Annotated in this window: 12 protein-coding genes; 7 read left to right on the plus strand and 5 right to left on the minus strand. The window is 47.1% G+C overall.

What is annotated here, in order from left to right:
* The first annotated feature begins 185 nt into the window (after window positions 1-185).
* The 4 genes from V6C93_RS29245 to V6C93_RS29260 all read left to right on the plus strand — a co-directional run bounded on the left by V6C93_RS29245 (window position 186) and on the right by V6C93_RS29260 (window position 7,264).
* Window positions 186-2,558 (plus strand): DUF6923 family protein, encoded by a 2,373-nt coding sequence (locus V6C93_RS29245; RefSeq protein ID WP_333480195.1) that lies wholly within the window; start codon window positions 186-188, stop codon window positions 2,556-2,558.
* 277 nt (window positions 2,559-2,835) lie between these two features.
* Window positions 2,836-3,441: a pseudouridine synthase gene (locus V6C93_RS29250; RefSeq protein ID WP_333480196.1), complete on the plus strand. Its 606-nt coding sequence runs from the start codon at window positions 2,836-2,838 to the stop codon at window positions 3,439-3,441.
* Between the two features lie 169 nt (window positions 3,442-3,610).
* On the plus strand, window positions 3,611-5,902 hold the full coding sequence (locus V6C93_RS29255; RefSeq protein ID WP_333480197.1) for a serine/threonine phosphatase: 2,292 nt from the start codon (window positions 3,611-3,613) through the stop codon (window positions 5,900-5,902).
* A gap of 63 nt (window positions 5,903-5,965) precedes the next feature.
* Window positions 5,966-7,264: a protein kinase domain-containing protein gene (locus V6C93_RS29260; RefSeq protein ID WP_333480198.1), complete on the plus strand. Its 1,299-nt coding sequence runs from the start codon at window positions 5,966-5,968 to the stop codon at window positions 7,262-7,264.
* Window positions 7,265-7,344: 80 nt separating this feature from the next.
* Here V6C93_RS29260 and V6C93_RS29265 read toward each other — a convergent pair whose 3' ends face one another.
* Complete coding sequence (locus tag V6C93_RS29265) at window positions 7,345-7,563, minus strand: DUF4327 family protein (protein WP_015181521.1); 219 nt, start codon at window positions 7,561-7,563, stop codon at window positions 7,345-7,347.
* 1,131 nt (window positions 7,564-8,694) lie between these two features.
* On the opposite strand from V6C93_RS29265, the gene V6C93_RS29270 reads away from it, so the two are divergent.
* A complete protein-coding gene (locus V6C93_RS29270; protein WP_333480199.1) occupies window positions 8,695-10,302 on the plus strand; it encodes a polysaccharide biosynthesis protein in 1,608 nt (535 codons plus the stop codon).
* Between the two features lie 133 nt (window positions 10,303-10,435).
* On the opposite strand, the gene cimA is transcribed toward V6C93_RS29270, so the two are convergent.
* Window positions 10,436-12,127: a citramalate synthase gene (cimA, locus tag V6C93_RS29275; RefSeq protein ID WP_333480200.1), complete on the minus strand. Its 1,692-nt coding sequence runs from the start codon at window positions 12,125-12,127 to the stop codon at window positions 10,436-10,438.
* A 133-nt stretch (window positions 12,128-12,260) separates the two neighbouring features.
* Between cimA and V6C93_RS29280 the strand changes: the two genes are divergently transcribed.
* The gene (locus tag V6C93_RS29280; RefSeq protein ID WP_333480201.1) at window positions 12,261-12,599 is read left to right on the plus strand and encodes a 2Fe-2S iron-sulfur cluster-binding protein; all 339 of its coding nucleotides are present in this window, start codon (window positions 12,261-12,263) and stop codon (window positions 12,597-12,599) included.
* 155 nt (window positions 12,600-12,754) lie between these two features.
* Here the strand turns inward: V6C93_RS29280 and V6C93_RS29285 are convergent, their stop codons facing one another.
* Complete coding sequence (locus V6C93_RS29285; protein WP_333480202.1) at window positions 12,755-12,997, minus strand: acetyltransferase; 243 nt, start codon at window positions 12,995-12,997, stop codon at window positions 12,755-12,757.
* Window positions 12,998-13,058: 61 nt separating this feature from the next.
* Between V6C93_RS29285 and V6C93_RS29290 the strand changes: the two genes are divergently transcribed.
* The gene (locus V6C93_RS29290; protein WP_333480203.1) at window positions 13,059-13,679 is read left to right on the plus strand and encodes a hypothetical protein; all 621 of its coding nucleotides are present in this window, start codon (window positions 13,059-13,061) and stop codon (window positions 13,677-13,679) included.
* Window positions 13,680-13,824: 145 nt separating this feature from the next.
* Here V6C93_RS29290 and V6C93_RS29295 read toward each other — a convergent pair whose 3' ends face one another.
* On the minus strand, window positions 13,825-21,681 hold the full coding sequence (locus tag V6C93_RS29295) for an FkbM family methyltransferase (protein ID WP_333480204.1): 7,857 nt from the start codon (window positions 21,679-21,681) through the stop codon (window positions 13,825-13,827).
* A 262-nt stretch (window positions 21,682-21,943) separates the two neighbouring features.
* Window positions 21,944-23,716, minus strand: a 1,773-nt coding sequence (locus tag V6C93_RS29300) for a DUF7507 domain-containing protein (protein WP_333480205.1), incomplete at its 5' end; no start/stop codon positions are given.

Raw genomic sequence — 23,716 nt, forward strand, 5'->3', positions numbered from 1 at the left:
TTTGATGAGGCGTTGCTTTCGTTTTTCCTTTGGGAAAGCTACAAGCTAGCGGCTCCAAGTCAAATGCTTATCGGCAAAAAATGTAGATTTGTATTTTGAAAAGTATCTGTACAAAAGCTGTGTCTGTGCTATTTTGGTATTTTTTTTCTTACCAAAAGTGTCGTAAAAAGAGAGGTTAAAAGGTAGTGTATCGCAATGACCTCCCACCAGCCGCTCGAACTTGGCAAAGAAAAGTACTCATCGGCGTCACTAGATGTGGCAATTATTGGCGCAAACGAATCCATCGTTTGACGGCTTTTATCGCTGCTTTAATTTTAGCGATCGCGTTGAGCTACTCCCCTCCAGCGCCAGCACAATCTTCAGCCAGTTTCCCTTGTACAAACACGCTTTATGTTAGTCGCGGTCAAGGAACGGATGTGACGGATGTGACCGCTCCAACCGCACTCAACACCCTAAACATCAACGTCAATCCGTTTACCCTAGATCCGATTCCTGGTATTCCTATCAATGCCAATATCCGCTACAACGCGATCGGATTTAATTTTCAAGATGGATTGATTTACGGCATCGATCCCGACACAGGGACTGTTTATCGAATTGCACCCAATGGACTACCTACCTCACTCGGGGTTCCTGCGGGTTTACCTGGCCGACCGATTTTGTATTTAGCTGGCGATGTCGATGTCAATGGCAACTACCTGATTTTAAGCAGTAATCCACAGAACTCACAGAATCAGCAGCTATTTACGATTAATGTAGCAGGAGGTGTGGCAACGTTGGTTGGTGCTGCGGTAACCCTATCACAAGCCACCGAAATAGCCGACTTTGCCATCAATCCCAGAGATGGACAGCTTTATGGCTTTGATACTATCACCAGGCAGGTCGCTAGAATTGACCGCACGACTGGCGCGGTTACCTTCTTGCCTTTACCCAATCCACAAATTAGTACGGTTGGGGGAGCCTTCTTTGATGCCTTCGGTCAGTTTTTTGCCTACGAAACGAGTGCCACTACCAGTGCTTTCTACCTCGTTGATGTGGGTACGGTGGATGCTCCTGGTACAGGTCAATTTGCCCTACTGAGTAGGGCACAAGGAGTAGTCAGAAATGATGGTGCCGCTTGTGCTTTTGCCCTACAAGTAGAGAAGAGGGCGTTACCGGAAACAATACCTGCGGGGGGAACTGTTACCTACATTTATCGCATTGCCAACATCAGTCCGTTGACCTTGACGAACTTGAGGTTCAGGGATGAAATGGCTAACGGTAGGACGTTTGTGGCTAATACGCTCAGGCTGACCGATATTATTGGCGGCACTCCTAACAACTATGGGACTACTAACCTCTTAGAAATCACAGGTATCACGATTCAAGCCAGAACAATTGCCCAAATCAGCGTGGATGTCCGCATCCCACCCAACACGCCTCCTGGCACAATCTTCAACCAATCCGAACTTTTTGGCCTTCCACCTAGATTCGGCGCTCCGTCGCTTCCATCAGATTACATTCCCGTAGTAGGATTTCCCGACCCAACACCGTTGCAAGTCACTGCCAATCCAAGCATCGGCTTAGCTAAGACAGTGACATCTGTGGTTGACCTGGGAAACGGCAATTTTCAACTCACCTATATCCTCGCCATCCAGAATTTTGGCAATGTTGACCTCAACAATGTCCAAGTCACGGAAAATTTATCCAATACCTTTGGTTCGACGCCGTTCACCGTCAATCGCGTCAGCAGTCCGACGGGGAACCTTGCTCCCAATAACAACTTCAATGGCGTCAATGATACAAATCTACTCTCCGGCACCGACACCTTAGCGATCGGCGCAACAAAAACCCTTGAGCTCGTCGTCACCATGACACCTGGCAACAAACTCAGTCCCTATGACAACCAGGCTGAGGCAACGGCCCAGAGTTCCGCCGGCCCCACTCGTGATATCTCCACCAACGGTCTTAACCCAGATCCGGATGGCAACGGCAACCCCAGTGATAACAACAACTCGACCCCGCTAGATTTAGCGAACCCTCCAGGGACAGGGCCACGCTTGCGCTTGGTGAAGCGTATCACAAATGCCACGCGGAGCGGTGTGCCCATTAGCGGTATTAACTTTAATAGTGTGGTGAATGACCCCAATGATATCAGTGATGATGCATCGGGCTGGTCTCAACTTCCTGGACAGCTGTTAGGTATTACCCAACTGGGGTCAGAAACTCCCTTGCAAAGTGGCGACGAAGTCGAATACACGGTCTATTTCCTCTCCGATGGCTCCCAAGAAGTCAAAGATGTCCGTATCTGTGACCCCGTTCCCTCGGGTACCACATTTATCTCTGACAGTTTTGGAGCAGGTCGCGGAATTTTACTCAATCAAAATGCAACGCAGACCCCTCAAACGAATGCATCGGATACAGACCAGGGAACATTTGCCTCGCCTCTAACCCCCGTCACCTCTCCCTGTCCGAATAGTAATAATCCTAAAGGCTCAGTATTATTGCAGCTGGGAGATATTTTTAACACATCTCCCAGTAATATCGGATTTGTGCGCTTCCGTGTAAAAATTGACTAACTCTGGTCTGGATGCTGCCAGTATCGCGACAATACGCGAGCATAAAGAGAAGAAAATTTTTAACCTGCAACTTCCAACCCACTAACCTTCAACCGATTATTTCTCATCCTAAACGCTCCGGGTGCATCCAATTTTTGTAGAAATAGTGTTTTTGTGGCGTGGGTATCCTGCCCGTCCTGTAGCTGTGGCGAGGCTTGCGTACCTGTTCCACAATGAAGATGTATATGCCGACTCGGGATGCTCCCGATGACTCCAGCATGAACTCAATGCCAAACGCGTGTATAGATACCTCTTGTTTTACAAACCCTACAACGTCTTAAGCCAGTTCACGGATGAGGATGTCAGTCAGACCAACCGTGGTACGCTTAAAGACTACATTCCGATACCTTCAGTTTACCCAGTTGGACGGCTTGATCAGGACAGCGAAGGGTTGCTGCTATTGACCAATAATGGACGCGTGCAGCATCGACTTTCAGATCGACGATTTCGCCATCCTCGCACATACTGGGTACAGGTAGAGCGTATTCCGGACGAAGCAGCCCTTAATCAGTTACGTAATGGTGTGGTAATCCAGGGTTACCATACACGACCCGCTTTGGTGCAGCGATTATCAGAAGACCCTCCCCTACCGCCTCGTCAACCACCGATACGCTTTCGTAAGAGTGTGCCCACTTCCTGGCTAGAGATAACCTTAACGGAGGGGAGAAATCGCCAGGTGCGACGGATGACAGCAGCTGTGGGGTTTCCGACATTGCGACTTGTGCGAGTAGCACTCGGCGTAGCTGGTAAGAAGCACTTCACTCAAATCCGTCTAGATGGTCTTGAGCCAGGTCAATGGCGTGACCTAACACCGACAGAACTAGAAGCTCTACAGCAGCTCTAAATCACTGAAGTGATTCTTAGCTGAGTTGCTGTCAGCTCACCTATAAGCTCATCGCCCTAAGGCTGAATTGCAAAAGCTGCAACCTTCGATTCTGACGTGGCAAACTAGATGGCAGTTAGCTTATATACCAAACTTAAAAACCTCTGACAGGAAGTGAGGAAGTTCCATTATGTTAGTTTGTCCCAAATGTCAGTTTGAAAACCCCAATACCAACAAGTTTTGCCAAAGCTGTGGAACTTCCCTGATCCATAAAACTTGTCAGGAGTGCGACACCCTAGTACCGGTTAATGCTGAAACTTGTCATAATTGCGGTGCTTTCACGGGAACGGTTTGGAGGGCTATTATCTCCAAGGAGCCAGATTCTTTTACCTACTCAACGGATGAGCCAGTAGCTCCCCTGGAGGCGTCGAATCAGGGCGCAAACGACACCGACCATGCGGATGTGCTGCCGATAGAGGCATCTCTGACTGATGAGGACGAACTATCCCAACTAGAAACGTCTGCACTAACGACACCGGTGCCATCATCAGAGTCTGCTTTACCACCTCTAGAAGACGACCAGGGGGAGAATACTATCCCCTTAACAAAACCAGAAGCCATTGAGGAAATTGCCGACGAGGAAGTGACACAGCCTCTGTCAAATCCGCTTCGGTCGAAATTCACTCAGGGGGCTACTGATGAGACATCGAACAGCACAGAATTTCGCTCACCGACACCAACGGTTGTTTATCTAGATAAACAACAGCGTTATCGGCTGCTAGAACCCCAGAGTCTCGATGTGGCAGCGACGGAGGGGGAAAATCACTACGATTTATCAGTCAGAGTTTTAGACTGTCAACCCTTTCAGCAGTCACCTTTAGAAGCGCTACTGGAGCAACAGCCGAGTGGCTCTGAAAAGTATGAGCTAAGCCTCAAACAGCCTGCTACCTCGCCCGGTGACAGCTGGAAAGTTAGGGGAATTCCAGCGATCGCTCAACCTTATTTAGCTCTCAAAGAATTGTACTACCAAACTCTGCCAGCCGTTCATGATGCATGGCAGCAAGCTGGAGATGCTGTGGTACTGCTAGAAGACCGCTCCGGCTGGCAGTCGCTTACCGAGCTGTGGGACAGTGAACAGCTTTCTACCTTGCAGATTTTATACTGGCTGGATGAAATGGCCAAACTCTGGGATGCACTAGAACCCTGGCATTGTCGTCAAAGTCTCTTGGAAACGACGAATTTGCGGGTGGATGAAGACCAAGCCCTAGGTCTGATGCGCTTGTATCCAGAACCTGAAGAACAACAGCTCACGCTACAGGATTTGGGTCAAGTGTGGCAGCGGTTATTTGATCAGTCCCAGCGGACTCAATTTACGTCCTTGGCCGCCCTTTTTCGGCAGATGTGTACTCAGGAAATTAAGACGATTCACCAACTGCGATCGCACTTGGAAGCGATCGCCCGCCAACACGAAGCCGTCACCACTGAAGCCGACCAGAACTATAACTTGGTAAGGGCAGAGGCGGCAGATAGCACATCTGTTGATATCCCAGAAGAGGCTGGATACACTCAACCCCCAAGAATTCCTTATGAAGCTATGAGTAGTAACGAAGGCGACGAGCTACCTACCTTGATTTTGCCGATGCAGTTGCTGAGTCTGGATGACGCGGGTTGCACCGATATCGGTCACCAACGCGAGCATAATGAGGACTCCTTTGGCATCCAGACACTGGTCAAGAAAGTAGAAAATCCAATGGGTCGGTCAGTACAGGCACGGGGTTTATATATTCTCTGTGACGGGATGGGGGGACATGCGTCCGGGGAAGTTGCCAGTGGCATGGCGGCTGAGACGCTCAAGCGCTTCTTCCAAGAGCATTGGCAAGACGAGCAGTTGCCCAGCGAAGAGACTGTTCGTGAGGCAGTGCGTGTAGCCAATCAGTCCATTTACGAGGTCAACCAAAAAAACGCCCGGTCTGGTAGTGGTCGCATGGGTACGACCTTAGTCATGATGTTGATCCAAAATACAAATGTGGCGATCGCTCATGTGGGCGATAGTCGCCTCTATCGCCTAACTCGTAAGCGGGGTTTAGAGCAATTGACTGAGGATCATGAAGTCGGTAACCGAGAATTAAAGCTGGGAGTGCCTCGGGAAATCGCTTACGGTCGCCCCGACGCCTACCAACTCACTCAAGCCTTGGGTCCCCGGAACGAACAGGGCATTAATCCGGATGTACACATTTTGGAACTCAATGAGGATACTTTATTTATTCTGTGTTCTGATGGTCTGTCCGATAATGATTTGATAGAGACTCACTGGCAGACGCACCTTGCTCCCTTACTCAGTTCCCGTGCCAATCTCGATCAGGGTATTCTACAGTTAATTGAACTGGCAAATGAACACAATGGGCACGACAATATCACTGCCATACTGGTTCGGGTGAAGGTACGCCCCAACTTTGAGCAACAGCAACTCCTTTATAAATAAACCAAGCAAAAGGCAAAAGCCAGTCTAAACCTCTACTTCTGCCTTTTTATTTTTTACTTAGATATGGTCACGCTGACCCTTTTACATCCCCAGGCATCCACCCCCCTACAACAGTGGAGTTTCCAGAGCCAATCCACAATTCGGATTGGTCGCTCTCCTGATAATGACATCATTCTCGACGACCCCTTAGTTTCACGACATCATTTGGAACTTAGGGCAAGTCCTTCTCCCTCAGGTAGTTTGTGGCAGCTGATCAATCAGGGAACAAATGGTACATTCCTCAATGGTGTACTGATATCGCGGGGGTTGGTACCCGATGAAGCCTTGATTCAACTGGCACGAGAAGGCCCTCTGCTCAAATTCCAACTTGAGGAGGCAACACTCAGTGGTAATGGGTCAACGCGTTCCGAGCCGCGTCCACCAACCCTCCAGAGCCATGAGCAAGGCTCCGCACCGTTGCACCATCACCAATCATCCCCACCAGAGATCGAATCCTGTACTCACGAAGGCAATCCGAGCAATAATGTGTTCTGCATTCATTGCGGTCAACCCTTGGTTCCTCTTCAGCGAACCATCCGCCAGTATCAAGTCTTGCGGACTTTGGGACAGGGGGGAATGGGTACCACCTATCTCGCCTGGGATAAACAGGGCAGTCAGTATGGACGGCCTAGCCTGCTCGTTCTTAAGGAAATGAATGAGGATATGGCTCAAATTTCCAAAGCCCAAGAGCTTTTTGAACGAGAGGCGCGTACTCTAAAAACTTTGGCTCATCCAGGGATTCCCAAGTATTACGACTTTTTTGTCGAAGAAGGGAAGAAATACTTAGCGATGGAACTCATTCACGGTCAGGATTTAGAGCAACGGGTCTTGCACTCTGGTCCAGTTACGCCAACACAGGCTGTTGAGTGGATGATTCAAACCTGTGACATTCTCAACTATATCCATTCCTGCAACCCTCCTCTGATCCACCGAGATATCAAACCGGCTAATCTCATGGTACGTCATCGGGATAATCAAATAGTTGTACTCGATTTTGGTGCTGTCAAAGAGATTGGTACAGTTTACAGAACTCGCATTGGCGCAGAAGGGTATAGTTCTCCTGAGCAAGACCGTGGAAGTCCGGTCACGCAGTCCGATCTTTATGCCATTGGTCCGACATTAATTTTTCTGCTCACAGGAGAAGCCCCCCTCAAGTATTACCGAAAACGTGCCTCGGGATATGGCTTTGAAGTGTCCAGCGTGCCTACAATCCCGCCCAAGTTGCGGGACGTGATAGAGCGAGTATGTGAGCCGAAAGTGCGCGATCGCTACCAATCGGCTAAAGAATTAGCGCAAGCTTTGGCAGCTTGCCACTTGACCTGAACCTCGCTTTTGTTATCAATTCCCTTAGCGGTGAGGCGGAACTCCCCAAATGGGAGTTCAACCTAAATCCCGCCACGGAGTTATTCTTCGTCCCAGGCTTCTACAGCCAGTAAGTCTCCAATTGGATCTTGCATGGTGAAGCCAAATTCTAAGAGTTCCTTCTTCCAGTAAGACCATTCATCTCCATACAGCAGGGCGATTTTCCACAGGCTGTCGTTCGGTTTAATAATCTTAGATTCCACCAGAGAATGCACCTGACGCTGAAACTTCACCATTGGGTGAGTAACTTGCTGAGTCATACTTTCAATTAATTTGAAATAGCTTTTGCAAATTCTTGGACTATAATGCTTCCTGATTTGGCGATTGCGCCGCTTCGTAGAGTCCTGTACGGTCAAGAAGCAATCATATACTCTTGTAGCGCATTTAGTGCAGGAGTGCAAGTGTTTTTGGCAAAGTGTACGGTAATCACTACCATTACCTCTGCCTCGCTACGCTCCGCTTCCTGCAACATACAGTTAAACTTTCGTTTCACTTGCGCCCGTTCAAAGCGGCTGGAAAGCGTCGGCTATGGGACTGTGTTAAACTTTTCTGAGAACACAAGCCCCGTCCGGAAGAGCTTTAGTAAAAGCCAATTGGAGGTAGGGTAAAGCCAACTAAGCTGAATGCGACTGGAGGTTGTTGACTCTGTCCATCACGTTAGTAACATCTTAACACTGTGCTACAACAGTCAGAAAGTTGGGTGATGTATTTAAGATAGCGTAAAGTGAGCCGTTGTATCCTGACTTTAGACTTTATTGGAGAGAGGTCTCCGGTCTCCAGTAACAACGTAGAATTGGTGTTTTGATGATTGTAGCTTTGTCAATGTAACGAATCAACCAAGCTTTGTTAGGTACAAAATCTTGAACCCACCTAACCAGTCCCAGGAAACTCCACTGGCTGAGGCGCTAACTCCCCAAGGGGAGAAAACACCTGAAGCGTTTGCCTTAATCATGAGGTTTGCTTAATCTTTCAATCCAAATCCATCGGAATTATTAAGCGCCTAAGGGTAAAAAGTCTTGCATTGATGAGGGCTATTCTCTCTTGTTGCCAGCGGTTAGGCTCTAAGAAAGCGACTGAACGTTTACATAGTTTTTAGGCTGTCTTCAAGCCTATAGTACTCTCCAGCTTGGCTGGCTGAATCTCAAAAGGTGGAAAACCTGGAAAACGATTGAAAATACACCGCTCACTTCCTTCGCTTTACCGGGTCTTTATAATTTTATCAAATAATATAAAAATATATAAATAATGAGTAAAGCCAGCCTCTATAAATTAGCAGCTTTTCAGAAGTGTAGATTATGATGTAAACAATTTTGTTTTGTCGCTCAGGTGTTACCTTGGGCGATTGGAATTAGAGGTATCAGTTTTTTATTAATTTACAGGAGTTACTAAACGTGAAGCCGGAAGCCGACGCAGCAGTGGTGCCTGTTACCAGAAAAGCTGAGGTAATTAAACGCATACAAGAATTAGTGCCACCGGGTTCGCCGGAGCCACACGAGACTGAAGTTCTGGCAAAGCTACGAACTCTAACTGTAGAACTCATCGAAGCTTATAAGGCTGAGGGACAACTCGAAGACGATCCGTTTGCCGATGTCCGCGATCGCACAATTCATCTTTATAGATCCGAAGTTAGCGAACAACTTAAAGGAAAAGTTGCGCTTGTCACAGGCGGAGAGGGCTGCGTTGGCAGCGACTTAGTCGAAAAGCTGGTTGAACTCGGTGTCAAACATGTAATTTCTGTAGACAATGCCCGTTGTGGTTATTCGTCAGAGCTTAAACCCATTGGGGAGAAAAAAGAATCTGTCACCCGCTATGCCGCAGATGTGCGCAACTACAATGCCCTTAACTCTATATTTGATGCAGAAAAACCAGAACTCGTCTTTCACTTAGCTGCTCAACGTCAGCCTGGACTAGCGGAAAAAAAAGTCAGAGAAACAATTTCAACTAGCCTTTTAGGCACAGAGAATATTATTAAGCTCTGTGAAAAGTATGGCGTGCAGCAATGCGTATTCTCTTCAACGGGTAAAGCGTCTAGATACTTCACCGCTGAAGTGTACGCCGCCTCCAAGAAAATCGCTGAATGGCAATTTGCTCAAGCGGTACAGCAGGGGAAAGTGACTTATTCAATGGTGCGTTTTACCCATACCCTAGATAACAGCTTGGTGTCTCTTCAAATTGACGAGAAAATCAAAGGCGGGCCTGTTATTAATGTTCATGCTCCCCATCGCTATCTAACCGCTCAGAATTTGAGCGAAGCTCGTCATCTGCTGCTGAATGCCCTGATTTTCTCACAGCCTGACAAACTGAAATTTTTCACTGTGACTAATTTAGGTTGGCCGACAGAAACCTTAGAGATGATTCTCTACAAAATTGTCCAATCTGGCAAAGAATGGCCTATCTACTTTCAAGGATTACAACCGGGCTATGAAGAGCCATTTTTCCTGGGTCAATTTGACTATGCCAATCCCACAGACATCCATTTGCTAATTAACACTCTGGAAGACCCCTACCGCAGCAAAGACCCTTCTGGAGACACGATTGTTGCGGAACTGGCTCCTTTCTCCACTGAAGTCTTAGACAAACATGTGGCGGCGCTGAAAGCTCTAGTGGATGACCCAGATTTACCAGAAGAGCAACTGAAGCCATGTTTGGCAGAAGCTATCCGGGAAATCACCACTTCTATTTGTGCAAAAGCATCTTCACAGGCACTTTTGAAGATTTTGAAATGGGGTATTAACCCTAAACGAGTCAAAGCTGGAGAGATTGAAGTACCAAAGCAGCGAGATATTTTAGAATTACTCACCAAAGCCTTGTATGGCAGACTTTCTCAAGAAACTTTGAGCGCTTCGAGCGTGTCTACGCAGGAGTTTGATGAGTTAGTAGAAATTCTAGCTACATTACCGGGTCTTGAGAAAGAAGTAGCCTATATGCGGGCAGTATCGAGACAGGTTAAAGCTCAGTCTCAAAATCCAGTCCTAGAAGATATACCAATTCTCGTTTAACTGATGTACACGGTAGGGGCACGATATGTCGCGCTCCTACATGTTTGTGTACTCCACTCAAGGGAAAATCGCTCTTATTCTGAGCAGTATTGATGCTCATCCTACTTAGTATTTTGGGCGATCGCATTCCCCTTTAGCCAGCAGAAGCCGATTTAGCTTCTTGACGCAACACTTCAGTCTTCCAACTTCCTGAGGATTGCAGCAACAAGCCATATTCAATCCCCTCCACCACGGCTTGATAGGACGCCTCAAGGATATTGGGAGAAACGCCTACAGTCGTCCACCGTTTTTGACCATTACTCGATTCAATCAGCACACGAGTCTTGGCAGATGTCCCCGCACCACCATCCAGAATCCGCACTTTATAGTCGGTTAACTGAAACTGAGCAATTTCTGGATAGAAGTTCTGGAGGGCTTTGCGTAAGGCGGCATCAAGTGCGGAAACCGGGCCATTTCCTTCTGCAGCTTCTAGGATATCTTTGCCATTGACAGTAACTTTAATTGTGGCAAGAGCATTACTGTAATCACCGCTAATACTTTGCAACATATCGCAATGTACCTGAAAGCCCTTGAGTTCAAAAAACTGCTGCCGATATCCCAATGCTTCGCGCATCAGCAGGTCAAAACTGGCTTCAGCGGCCTCAAATTGATACCCTTCGCTTTCCAATCCTTTGAGACGTTCTAAAATTTGGCGACAGGCGGGGTCTTGTTTGTTGAGTTCATGACCGAAAGTCCGTGCTTTTGCCAAAACGTTACTCAGTCCGGACTGGTCAGAAATCACAATTCGGCGTCGATTTCCAATCCTTTCGGGTTCAATATGTTCGTAAGTCAGGGGGTTCCGTTCCACCGCCGAGACATGAATGCCGCCTTTGTGAGCAAACGCCGAACGTCCCACAAAGGGCGCGTGGTCATCGGGAGCCAAATTAACAACTTCGCTAATCAGACGACTGGTTTGGGTCAGTTTCGCGAGTTGCTCATCCTGGATACAACGGTATCCTAGCTTGAGCTGCAAGTTGGGAATTAGAGAGCAAAGATTCGCATTGCCGCAGCGTTCGCCGTAACCGTTGATGGTTCCCTGCACCATGCGAACGCCTTCTAAGACACCTGCCAGAGCATTTGCGATCGCAGTATCGGAGTCATTATGTGTATGAATCCCTAATAAGGGCTGAACGTTAGCCGCTTTTTCTGAACCTTCAACATTCAACCTTTCAACCTTCAACGCTTCTTGAACCTCCCGAACAATTTGCCCAATTTCATGAGGCAGGGTGCCGCCGTTCGTGTCACACAACACGAGCCATTCTGCACCAGCCTTGAGTGCGGCATTAAGAGTCTGGAGGGCATATTCAGGATTTTGCTTGTAGCCATCAAACCAGTGTTCGGCATCGTAAATCACTCGACGCCCCTGGCTACGGAGATACTCAATCGAGTCTTGAATCATTGCCAAGTTCTCCTCCAGCGTCGTTTGTAGCCCTTCTGTGACGTGGAGATCCCAAGATTTGCCAAAAAGCGTCACCCAGCGAGTGCCTGCTGCCAGAATCGCTTGCAGCATCGGGTCTTCGGCGGCGGTAATGTTAGGGCGTCGTGTCGAGCAAAAGGCTACGACTTCCGCCTGAGTCAGGGGTTCTTCCTTTATTTGCCAAAAAAATTGTACGTCTTTCGGGTTTGCGCCCGGCCATCCGCCCTCAATAAAAGGAATCCCTAACTGGTCGATTTCTTTCGCAATGCGTAACTTGTCTTCTAGTGACAGAGAGAGTCCTTCACGCTGGGAACCATCCCGTAACGTGGTGTCATAGATCCAGATGGGGGTAGATGCTTGCGAGTTCATGGGCAGGGAGAATATTTGAGCTAATCGTAAAGAAATGTAAACTAAAGTTAAGGGCGGGTTGGAATGCAGCCGAGATATCTTGGCCTTTTCACGTAGCCAAATTCCTTTTTACAGCAAGTCAGGTAAAGCAGCCATGCCTAAAGTAACAGCTCAAGGAAAGACCTTTGAATGTGAGACGGGGAGCAATTTACGCCAAGTTTTACTGGAGCATGGAGTTGAACTGTATAACGGCAAGGCTATGATAATCAACTGCATGGGCTTCGGTAGTTGTGGTACCTGTGCCGTCACAGTTGAAGGGGACGTGTCCGAACCGAATTGGAAGGATAAGGCGAGGCGCTCACTGCCTCCTCATTCTCCCACAGCTAATCGCCGCTTAGCCTGTCAGACTAAGGTTTTGGGCGATGTTCGCGTTACGAAATATGACGGCTTTTGGGGGCAAGGCGATAAGAAGGCATGGACGCCACAAACTTAGCCATTAGCCCTGTAAATAGGGGTTCAACTCTCACTCATGAATGTTGAACCCCACAAATTCTACCTCATCAGGTTAAATCAAAAAATTAGACAAAAAATCCTGCCATTTTGTGTAGAAATTATCAAGGATTGAACTCAACGTTGTCAAAAGTCGCTTCAAACACCCATGGCTATAGTCTTCTTCAACGCAATCTTTTCTCGATAGTGTGCGTCAAACCAGCAACAAGGGAGGGTTTCACCTGACGGGAAAATTAGTTCTGACTTTAGGAAGGTTTCAGGGTCTTGCATTTCTTCTCCCGCTTGCAGCCTGCCAATAATCTCACAGCGGCAGGGATTATAAAGCTCTTCCAGCGTCAGCACTTCGACTAAGACACCACTCGGTCTGTGTTCTAGTAACATACAGCCTCCTGAGTCATTAAATCCTAACAACTTAAGATGTAGCATAAGTAACTGATAAAAGATGTCAAATACTGTAAAGCCAAGTCATAAAAAAACACAGTTTTTATCGGTTTCACCCCAGCCGGATACTGAGCCGTCCACCTGTTCGATTTTTTATATTTCCCCCCTGATTCGGATTACCTTAATGACGTTTTATTTAGCGCTAACGATTCCACTCCCGTTTTTGGCGCAGGTATCATCGACACCTGTGCCGCCAGTCTTGCTGTGGGTGGGATTAAGTGTTGGTGCGATCGCATTGTATGGTGCGCTGAGCGAACGGGTCATTGTGGATGAGGAAAAAATTCAGGTGGCTTATCCCCATTGGGTACCCAGTTTTTTCCGCAAAGGTTGGTCATTACCCTGGCAGGATGTCAAAGATTTGAAGATGCGGACAACGGGGCAAGGGGGGATAGTTTACTACTTTCTTAGCCAGTCATCGGAGAAAGCTTATTTGTTGCCGATGCGGGTGGTTGGATTTGCTCGATTAGTCAAGCTCGTCGCTGCCCATACTGGGATTGATACAACGGATATTCGTCCTTTGGCACAGCCTTGGATGTATCTTTTATTGTTGGGATTTACGCTGTTGCTATTTCTTGCGGATGGCTGGACGATTGGGACGGCTATCAGTTTAGGCAGACTATGAATGCTGATGCTACCGAGAAGTATTACAGCAAAACCTGGAGCAATGCCTTGTGAGCGCTCAACATTCAGGCTATCTATTGACTTTTCAAATGAAATTGTTCTCGTTGGGAAGCGGAATGTTGTTCTTGAGAGAGAGAAGTTCTCGGTTAGTTTCCGTTGCACCAACACCGCCACATCGTGCGATAGGCATCTTCTAAGGATTGGGCAATTAGACTAGCATTAGTCAGCGGCGCTGCCTGCATCTGACGGCGCAGGTTCGCCCGCAATTCTTGCAATTCTTCCAAATTATTTGCGAGAGCAACGGCTTTTTGAATGTACTCTTGGGGAGAGTGAGCAATCAACTCTTCTAGACCCACTGAGTGAAGCAAGCTCACTCCCACCCGCGAAACATGGGTTTGACCAGCTAATGTAATCATTGGTACGCCCATCCACAGTGCTTCACAAGTTGTGGTTGTGCCGTGGTAAGGAAAAGTATCCAACGCAATATCTACCTGGTTATACAAACTCAAGTGTTCGCTCTGGGTGGCAGCCCAACCCATTAGTTCCAGACGCTCAGAACCAATACCCTGCTCTTGGAACAAGCCCCGTAAATAATCTCTTGTGCCAGGGTCAATCAGCGATTTGAATTTAAGTAACAAGCGGCTGTTAGGAACGGCTTTGAGGATTTCTGACCAGTAAGCCACAAGCGGGGGGCTGACCTTGGCTAGATTATTGAATGAACCGAAGGTAATCTGTCTTTTCTCCAGGGCTGGCAACGGACTAACTGATGGGCAATCTTGAGGGGGCTGATAGCACAAGAAACCGTGGGGCAGGTGAACTAGTTCTTCCGTATACAGATGCTCAGTCTTTCCAGGGGGGTCCGCCCAGGCATCCGTGAGCCGATAGTTGATCGCATTAAGAGCAGTGGTGCCGGGATAGCCAATGTAGCTGACTTGTACTGGTGCTGGTTTGCGGGCGAATACGAGCAGTCGATTGTCAGCGGTGTGACCGGATAAGTCAACGAGGATGTCAATCTCATCTTGGCGTATCAATTGTGTCACTTGCTCGTCGGTTAAGGTATAAATCTCGCGCCAGCCATGTGCCAATTGTCGTAGTTGTTGTGTTTTCGTATCTGCTTTTCTATTGTTGGCATAGCAAATGATTTCAAAATCACGCTGGTTATGAGCAGCAAGCAAGGGTTCAAAGAAGTAGGAAACAGAATGAGTTTTGAAATCGCCGGATACATAGCCGATGCGAAGTCGCCGTTTTGGGTTGCGATCGCGTAGCGTCTCCTCTGGAGTATTGTTGCTGTGAGGCTGAATCGGTTCAGTTATTAACAAGACTATACGTTCAGCCCATTTTCGATGTTCGGCATAAATTTCTGACGGCTGATATTCATTGCTGTAATAGAGGGCGAACACTAGATTGTCTTGCGCGACCTTATAGTAGGGATTAAGCTGGAGGGCACGTTGATAGCACGCGATCGCTTCTTTTAACTTGCCTTGGTCTTGCAAAGCGTTCCCTAGATTATTATGTGCCTTCTCAAAGTTAGGATTAAGCTGGAGGGTACGTTGATAGCACGCGATCGCTTCCTGTAACTTGCCCTGGTCTTTCAAGGTATTCCCGAGGTTATAGTGGGCGTCAGCATAGTCAGGTCTGAGTTGTAGAATCTGCTGAAAGGAGATAACTGCGTCCTGTAGTCTGCCCTGTTCTTTCAACGCATTTCCAATATTGTTGCAAATTTCAACATTATTGGGATTGAGCTGGAGGGCCTGTTGATAGCACGAGATCGCCTCTTCTAGTTTTCCGTTTTCTGCCAAAACATTCCCGAGATTATTATGTACCTCAGTAAATTTAGGATTAAGTTTTAGGGCTTGTTGATAGGCATCGATGGCTTGTTCTAATTTCCCTTGCTGCTTGAAAGTGTTCCCAAGATTGTAATAGGCATCTGGATAGCGAGAATTAACTCTTAGGGCTTGATAGTAGGCGTTGATAGCTTCTTCTAACTTTCCCTGCGCCTTTAAGGCATTACCTAAATTGTTGTGGAAGTCGGGATTTTCTGAATTTAGTTCAATGGCACGATTAATCCGCTCTATAGCAGTTTGGTGTTGCTTTTGCTGGCCCGCGATGACGCCAAGTAGATGCCAAGCATCTGCGTGATTGGGTTGCCACTGTAAAACTTGTTGATAGCAAGACTCTGCTTCTGGCAGTCGTCCAGCTTGGTGATGCTCAATTCCTAAGTTGAGCCTCTTTTCAAGTGGAGCCAGTTCGTTTTGCCTGAGCGTTTCAGGTTTCTGATTTTTTCTTGGGTCTGTGTCTGATAAATTTAGCTGAGGTTGTGGTTTGTGTTCTTTGGGGGTGTCAAAGAGCCAATTTTTTGCTAGAAGAGTATATTGATTGTCTCCCCATTCTTTCAAGTGTAGGATTGTTGTCGAAACGTTAGAAAGTCCGTTACCAATGAAATAATCACACTTGGCAGCTAGATAAGTATCCTTAATGATTTCAATACCAACTTGCTTGGGAGAGGCGTGTTTTTGGTAATGAATCCCAACACCTGTACTAGTGCGTACAGCATTTGTATATCGTAGTTTCTCCCCATATTTTTGTTTATATTCTTCTAATACTGAAGTTTCATCAGTTAAGAGAAAAATTAGCGTATCCGGTCTGCGTTCCAAGTAGCTTTCGATGACTGCATGATATTGCTGGTTAATTTGAGCAATTTTACGGCTTTCTTTACTTTTATCACTGCCCCGAACATGAACAGCAAAGGTATGATGACCAGCCAAGTGCTCTGACCAAAATTGCTCAATATCCTGATTAATCTCTGGTCTAAGCTTAAGATACTTGTGAAATAAATAACGATAGACTTCCTGCGGTGACTTTCCGGCAAGAAAATGATGGGAATCAATCCAGGGTATGAGATCGTAAACGTAATTGTGGAAATCGCTCACGACTACATCTTCTGTTCTGGTTAGGAAGGAAGAACCTGATAGCCGAGAGCCAGAACCATCCAATTTATTTAACTCGTTGGTTTTCAGGTTATCCTCTGACCACTTAGACGGGTAAAGCTTGTAAGAGCGTCCCAGTAAGTCATCGATGGTATAAGGTGAAATGGGTTGAAAGTAATGTTCAAAAGCATTTTCACCCTTGGAATTTTGGTAACGGCTGTTGTCGCCCCAATGGACAATGGGAATTCTGCCCGTTAATTCTGCTATAAGTAGTTGACCGAGAACGTGGTCAACATCAGCCCAAAAACCGTATCCCCAGGCTTTGATGAGAATGAATTTAGGTTCGTTTCGCTTTAACTGTTGCCCTGACGGAGAATGCTGGGCAATTTGAAGCTGGCGTTTTATCTGAGATTGGTGGTGTGGTTGAGCAGGAACTACTAATTTCCCTTCTCGATCAAATTGAAACACACCGTCTGCATTGCCTCGAAGCAAACAAATCCAAGCAGCTACATTGCCAGTATGGTTCACAATTAAATCGCATTGGGAAAGCAAATGAGTGACAGCCAAGAGAGTTTTGCCAAAAGAAAACTTATCAACCTGTGTAAGATGTGCATTCGCATGTAATGCCCTTCCTTCTCTGGCAACTGGCATTTCTTCAAAAAAGAAACACCGCTCATGAAAGTAATTGACAAATAAATCCCGAACTTGTTCTTGGTCAGTCTGAATTAAGATTTTGTGTTCTGGATTCTGTTGTAATAGTTTCTCAGCTAGCTCTAAATAAGCATGGGGATTGCCCAGCTTAACTTCTGTATGTTTGTCAGTCCCTCGATAGCAGACTGCTATTGTTTTTGACAAGTCTATCTGATACTTTTTAACTAACAATTTTTGAGTTTTTAAAATAGACTCATTTACCTGAAAATATCTATGAGTAAATAAATTGTAACTATTAAAATTATAATTCCTGTAAAGACCATGATGGTCATGCTTTGAAATTAGGCAATTGCTCTCAATCTTAATATCAAGATTAGTTTTAAAATAATAGGGATAAAAGTCTGCCCTATTTCTTATTTGTTCTTGGCTCCTGTAGGAGAGAAATTCATCGGAAAAATTTATCCTTTCCGGTAAAATATTCAAATTGTATAAATCAATCATACCCCAGAAACATACTGATAGGATTGAGAAAAATCCATTACTTGGATTATTTCTGCTGGAGTATAGTGTTTTGTTTTTTTCTGAGTAATAATTGCCTAATCCTAAGCTCAGTGCCTGTGAATCTTCTTGATAGATTTGGAGAGAATACTCCTGATGTCTGAGGCGGTGTTTAGCATAGCTCAGCCGCCGTTTGGCTTGAGGGCTATGGTAAGGTTTCTGGACAATCTGAGTGAGTAAGGAGAGCGATCGCTGGGCAGCGAAGTAAGAACTGAGAACGCTACTGCTCTCGTAAGTTTGCACAATGCTGACGAAAAGCCAGTCTGATAAATTATCATTGCATGGCTGATGGTCATATTGCTGAGCTACAGGCAAAAAAGGTTCGTCAATGACGATAGTTTGACCAGAGCTAAAAGCTGTAACCAATTCTTGGAGTGTTTGGACACTGAGTTGTCGCTGCCCTAATTCTGCGGCAACTCGTGCCAGGGTACAACGGCGAGGAAAGGATGATTTAGTGTGAACAGCTTTTTGAAGGCATTCAAAGGAATGTTTTAAGGCTGCCAACTGCTCCGCTAATGAAATATTAGCTGCTCTAGCAACAGCGAAGTAATTCAGTCCTGCTAAGTACAAATGACTCTCAGCATTAGCATTGACTGCAAATTGTTGCCATTGACTGAGAAAGGGAGCTGCATAACTCCAGTTTGCGATCGCTGCTAACCAGTAATCTGGTTTCAAACTCCTTGGCGTTTCCCCCACTTCCCTGATTAGCAGTTGTCGCTCGGTTAACTGTCGCGCTCGATCTGCTTTGCAGGCAAACAGGTTCGTCTGATCTGATATTGGCTGGCTCACATCCACAGGAGCCAAGCAGCCGATAGCAGGGACAAGGCAATAAATATCGTAACCGAGCTTCTGAAATAGCTGAATGAGGAGCAGGTTACTTTGGTTACCTGAGGCGAATTCAAACATAACCAAAGGAGTGTGGTCTGTCAAAAAGCGCTGCCCTCCGGCAAGTATCTTGCTCTCTTCTCCTCCTGCATCTAACTTGATAAAATCTATCGTCTGCCAGCCCCGCTTCACTAATTCTCCATCAAGCGTGAGTAGTTGAATCGTTTCCTGTAGTTGGTGGGAACTGCTTTGCTGGCAGGAATTTAGTTCGCTGTTTGCTGCCAGGAAGAGAGTCGCTTTACCCTCACGATTGGATAAACCTGCGTTGACGATTTGTACAGTGGTTAGCGCATTCGCTGCCACACTTTTTTGTAGAAGCGAAACAACAGAACTGGCCGGTTCGTAGGCAGTGACCTGGCCTTGCCCTTGGAGTAACTTAGCCATCGCCAGGGTATAAACTCCATGATTTGCGCCAATATCTAGGATGTGCATCCCTGGGATGATGAGTTTGCGGATAAATGCTAGCTCTGGCTCAAACCAATCCCCCTGCTCTAACAAAACATAAGTCGTCAGATTACTGAGATCATTCTTGACACAAAGTTTGACATCTCCTTCAACCGTAACCAAAAGTTCGTCGGGTCCAATTAGCGTTTGCCCACAAAAACGCTGCCACATCATTCGATAAGCTTCTTCTACAGATTGAACGATCAGGCTGGCATTAGTTAGGGGAGATGCTGCCATGCGATCGCGCAAGTTAGCTCGTAATGCTTGCAGTCGTTCTAGGTCACTAGCCAGATCAACGGCTTTTTGAATGTATGCTTCAGGGGATTGAGCGATCAGGTCTTCTAGCCTAACTGATGACAGCAAACTCACCCCCACTCGTGAGACATGAGCTTGCCCCGCTAGGGTAATTACGGGTACCCCCATCCACATTGCCTCACAGGTTGTGGTCGTGCCGTGGTAGGGAAAGGTATCCAGGGCAATATCCACCTGCTGATAAAGGGTTAAATGTTGAGTCTTATCCGCTAGCCAACCGACTAATTCCAGACGATTTGGGTCGATCCCCTGCTGTTGGAACTGTTCTTGCAGGTAGTTGCGCGTACCCGGATCAACTAGAGGCTTGGCTTTGATCAGCAGACGGCTATTCGGGACGGCTTTAAGGATTTGGGCCCAGTAACCAACGAGTTGGGGGCTGACCTTGGCTAAGTTATTGAAAGAACCAAAGGTAATTTGCCCTCGTTTCAGGACTGGTGGAGGGCTGATGGCTGTGCTGTCTTGCGGTGGCTGGTAGCACAGGAAGCCGTGGGGCAAGCGAAAGAGTTGTTCGGTATGCAGATGCTCGGTTTGTCCTTCAGGATCAGTCCAGGCATCTACAATTCGGTAATCCATCGTATCCAGGCCAGTGGTGTTGGGATAGCCCAGATACGTGACCTGAATGGGAGCTGGTTTACGGGCGAATACCAGGAGTCGATTGTCAGCCGTATGCCCAGAAAGATCGATGAGGATGTCAATCCTATCTTGGCGGATGAGTTCTGCAACCTGTTCATCCTTCAAAAAAGCGATCTCACGCCAGCCATCGGCCAGTTGCCGCAGCCGTTGTGTTGTTACATCTACATTCTTGTTGTTGGCGTAGCAGATGATCTCGAAATCCTGGTGGTTGTGGGCGGCTAGCAGCGGCTCAAAGAAGTAGGCAACCGAATGGGTCTTGAAGTCACCGGAGACATAGCCAATCCGGAGTCGTCGGTTTGGGTTGGCATCGTTCGTGTGAGGCTGGATTGCTGCTGTTAATGGGGCAGCCAAACGTTCAGCCCATTGTCGATGTTCAGCATAGATTTCCGACGGCTTGTAGTCGCTGCCGTAATGCAGGCAGGATATGAGATTACCCTTCGCTACCGCCCAACTCGGATCAAGCTGGAGGGCTCGTTGGTAGGAACCGATCGCTTGCTTTAATGTTCCTTGGTCTTTTAAAGCATTTCCCAAACTGCTATAGGTTTCAGCAGAACTGGGATTAAGCTGAAGGGCTTGTTGATAGGATGCGATCGCATCGGTTAGTTTTCCTTGTTTTCGGAAAATAATTCCTAATTGAACATAGGCTTCTGCCTTATTAGGTTGAAGTTCAATGGCTTTCTGACAGGATGAGATGGCTAACTCGAATTGCCCAGCTTGTTCGTAAGCAATGCTCAGATTCAAATGGGCATCGGTATAGTTCGGTTGGAGTTGAATTGCTTGCCGATAGGGTGCGATTGCTTGTTTCACCATCCCTTGTTCTTGGTAGGCAAGACCGAGGTTGTTATAAGCTTGAGCCAGATCAGGTTGGAGGTGAATTGCTTTTTGGTAGCACGCGATCGCGTCAGTAAAACACTGTTGTTTCTGATAAACACCACCTAGGCTGTTATAAAAGTTAGCAGCGTTTGGCTCGAACTCAATTGCCCGATGAATCCGTTCAATCGCTGTAGAATATTGCTCTTGTTGGCAAGCAATTACACCCCACAAATGCCAGGCATCGGCACGATTCGGTTGCCCCTGGAGTACCTGTTGATAGCAAGTTTCTGCTTGTGAAAGTTTTCCAGACTGGTGATATTCAATGCCCAAGTCTAGTTGCTTTTCATAAACAATATCTAGGTGTTTACGAATTTCAGTATCGTCGGGTTTAAGTTGGAGAGCTTTACTGTAACAGTCAATAGCCTGTTGGAATTGCCCAGACTGTTGATAGACATTCCCCAGGTTGTGATGAAATGTCGCTTCTTTAGAATTTAAGGCAATAGCTCGCTGAATCTGTTCAATAGCAGTTTGATAATGACCTTGTTGAGCCGCAATTACACCCAAGAGATGACAGGCATCAGGGTTGTCAGGCTGCCACTGAAGCACTTGTTGAAAACAAGCTTCTGCCTGTTGCAGTTGTCCTGACTGACAATACTTGATACCTAACTGGAGCTTTTGATTCAAATGATCCACTTGCTGAAGAGCATCCCTCGTTGCAGTCTGTTGCTTGTTAGAGTCAGGGCGCTTGGATTTTGGTTGTCTCTTCGGAAGGTTGCTCATAAATCTGCAAAAGACGCTCAAGCTTGCTAGTACTTCAATACTGCTGGGTTAAGTCGTAAGGTGGGCAATGCCCACCCTGCAAGAGAAGTGCAACGTTGTTGTTGGATATCCCCTCAAGAGAACAGGCTCAGTTCTCCTGTTCTGTTTCTAAAAAGCGTTTCACAAGGTTGGTTCCCTGTGAAACGCTATTGTTGCATGAGAGAGGATTAGATGAAGGTCTGCTTATCCTGCCCAATTGTAAACAGAATTAGCAGACACTACATCAGACCTGTGTTTGAACCGCAAACACGCTAGAGTATTGCTGTTTGAGGAGATCCAAATTATCGCCATCCAACGGTAGGTGCCGTTCACCAACTCCTAAGGCTTCTCCCATATCATCATGGTCTAAACCAAGGATATGACCGAACTCGTGTGTCAGAGTCGAGTAGAGATCGACTTGGTTGGGATTGACGCTATCGAGTGATGTAGACCAACCGTAACCATCGGCATCATCATCGATCTTGACGATTAAGCCATCAGGGCTGCCCAGAGTCTCACCCAATGATGTGCCACCCAAATCTCCAATCAGGACATCCGTCTGTTTCAGTTGATTCAGGCTTTGTACATTAACACCTTGTGCAGCCCAGTAATCAATAGCCGCACTGACAACGGACGCAAGTTGGTTTTGGGTCAGCGTTGCACCACCAACAGTTGGAGTACCGTCGAGAGTAAGTGCTGCTTTGTAGCTCAAGGTGATGCCTTTGAGGTCGGTTTCCTCAACGGTATTGTTGGCACCGACATCGGTGTTGAACCCGTATTTGACTGTTGGTGTTGATGTTCCTAGATTCAAGCCGACTACGCTGCCGGTATCATACTTCACCCCGATTACATAGAGAGAGCCTACTGCATCTGGTGTGAAATTGATGGTGATGTCACCTTTGCTTGCCCCAGTACCGAAGACGACCTGACTCGATGTCAGTTGTACCTGAGTAGCTGTCTCACCTGGGTCTATCTTGCCATTGTTGTTGGCATCGGTGACCTTGTAGAGCTTGACATCATTGAAGGAGGCACCGAAATTCCATTCCGTATTGCCAGCCTGGTTGTTAACAACATCAGGCCCGTTGTTGCTTTGGTCGATTAAGACCTTGATTGGATCGACTCCTGCCTTGCCATCGACATCCACGCCCTTAATGGTATTGGAAAGTCCGGTGTAGTAGTACAAGACACCTGGGTTGGTTTGGCTAATCTTGTTGCTCTTCGTACTGTACTGGATGACTCCGCCCTGAGAGGCATAGTACTGGTCAAAGTCAGGTGCTGTGCCATTGATATACTGCTGGATGGTTGTCCCTGTCGGCGCAATTTGACCGAAATCAGGAGACGTGCCAGTGTAAGAACTGGAATCAGTCGCGGTTTTTGTAGTAGTACCGATGATACCGCTTGCCGTACCGATGTTGGTGTAGCTGCCAGCCACAGCAGTGCCAGAGTATGTGAAAGTCCAACTTTCACCGGGATTCAACTTGCCATCCTTGTTGGTATCGCCGACATTGAAGCCGCCGCTTAATTGGGGAGTGGCCGTGAAGTCATCGGCAGCGTTAGTCGGTGTGCCGTTGTCATCCTTCACCGTGACGTTGGAGAGGCTCACGTTACCTGGATTGGTTACCGTGTATTTCCAACTGATGGGGGTTCCAGCTGTAACACCCGTCAATCCGTCACCTGATTGGGTTCCGTAGACTGTCACCTTGTTAATGGCGATCGCTGGGTTTTGGCTAACTGGCACCGTTTCCGTATCGGACTTGGAGACGGTTTGTGTTGTGTCTCCAATGGCGGTGTTGAGGATGGAGCCGCCTTTGTCCAGGTCGGCTTGGGTGACGGTGTAGGAACCACTGTAAGTCCAGGTTTCACCCACATCCAGTTTGCTGTTGCTGTTGCTGTCACCTGTGTAGCTGGTTAAGGCTCCTCCCAATAACGGGTCATTGACGGTGACACCCGTTAAGGTGGTGTTGCCCGTGTTCTTGACATCGATGGTGTAGTTAATCTTGTCTCCGACTTGGTCTAC

This window comes from Allocoleopsis sp. (assembly GCF_036703385.1).
Taxonomy (GTDB): domain Bacteria; phylum Cyanobacteriota; class Cyanobacteriia; order Cyanobacteriales; family Coleofasciculaceae; genus Allocoleopsis.

Coding starts and splice junctions, on each gene's coding strand:
- V6C93_RS29280 (WP_333480201.1), top strand. CDS start 12,261: ATGCCTAAAGTAACAGCTCAAGGAAAGACCTTTGAATGTGAGACGGGG.
- V6C93_RS29295 (WP_333480204.1), bottom strand. CDS start 21,681: ATGAGCAACCTTCCGAAGAGACAACCAAAATCCAAGCGCCCTGACTCT.
- cimA (WP_333480200.1), bottom strand. CDS start 12,127: ATGAACTCGCAAGCATCTACCCCCATCTGGATCTATGACACCACGTTA.
- V6C93_RS29260 (WP_333480198.1), top strand. CDS start 5,966: ATGGTCACGCTGACCCTTTTACATCCCCAGGCATCCACCCCCCTACAA.
- V6C93_RS29285 (WP_333480202.1), bottom strand. CDS start 12,997: ATGTTACTAGAACACAGACCGAGTGGTGTCTTAGTCGAAGTGCTGACG.
- V6C93_RS29265 (WP_015181521.1), bottom strand. CDS start 7,563: ATGACTCAGCAAGTTACTCACCCAATGGTGAAGTTTCAGCGTCAGGTG.
- V6C93_RS29255 (WP_333480197.1), top strand. CDS start 3,611: ATGTTAGTTTGTCCCAAATGTCAGTTTGAAAACCCCAATACCAACAAG.
- V6C93_RS29290 (WP_333480203.1), top strand. CDS start 13,059: ATGTCAAATACTGTAAAGCCAAGTCATAAAAAAACACAGTTTTTATCG.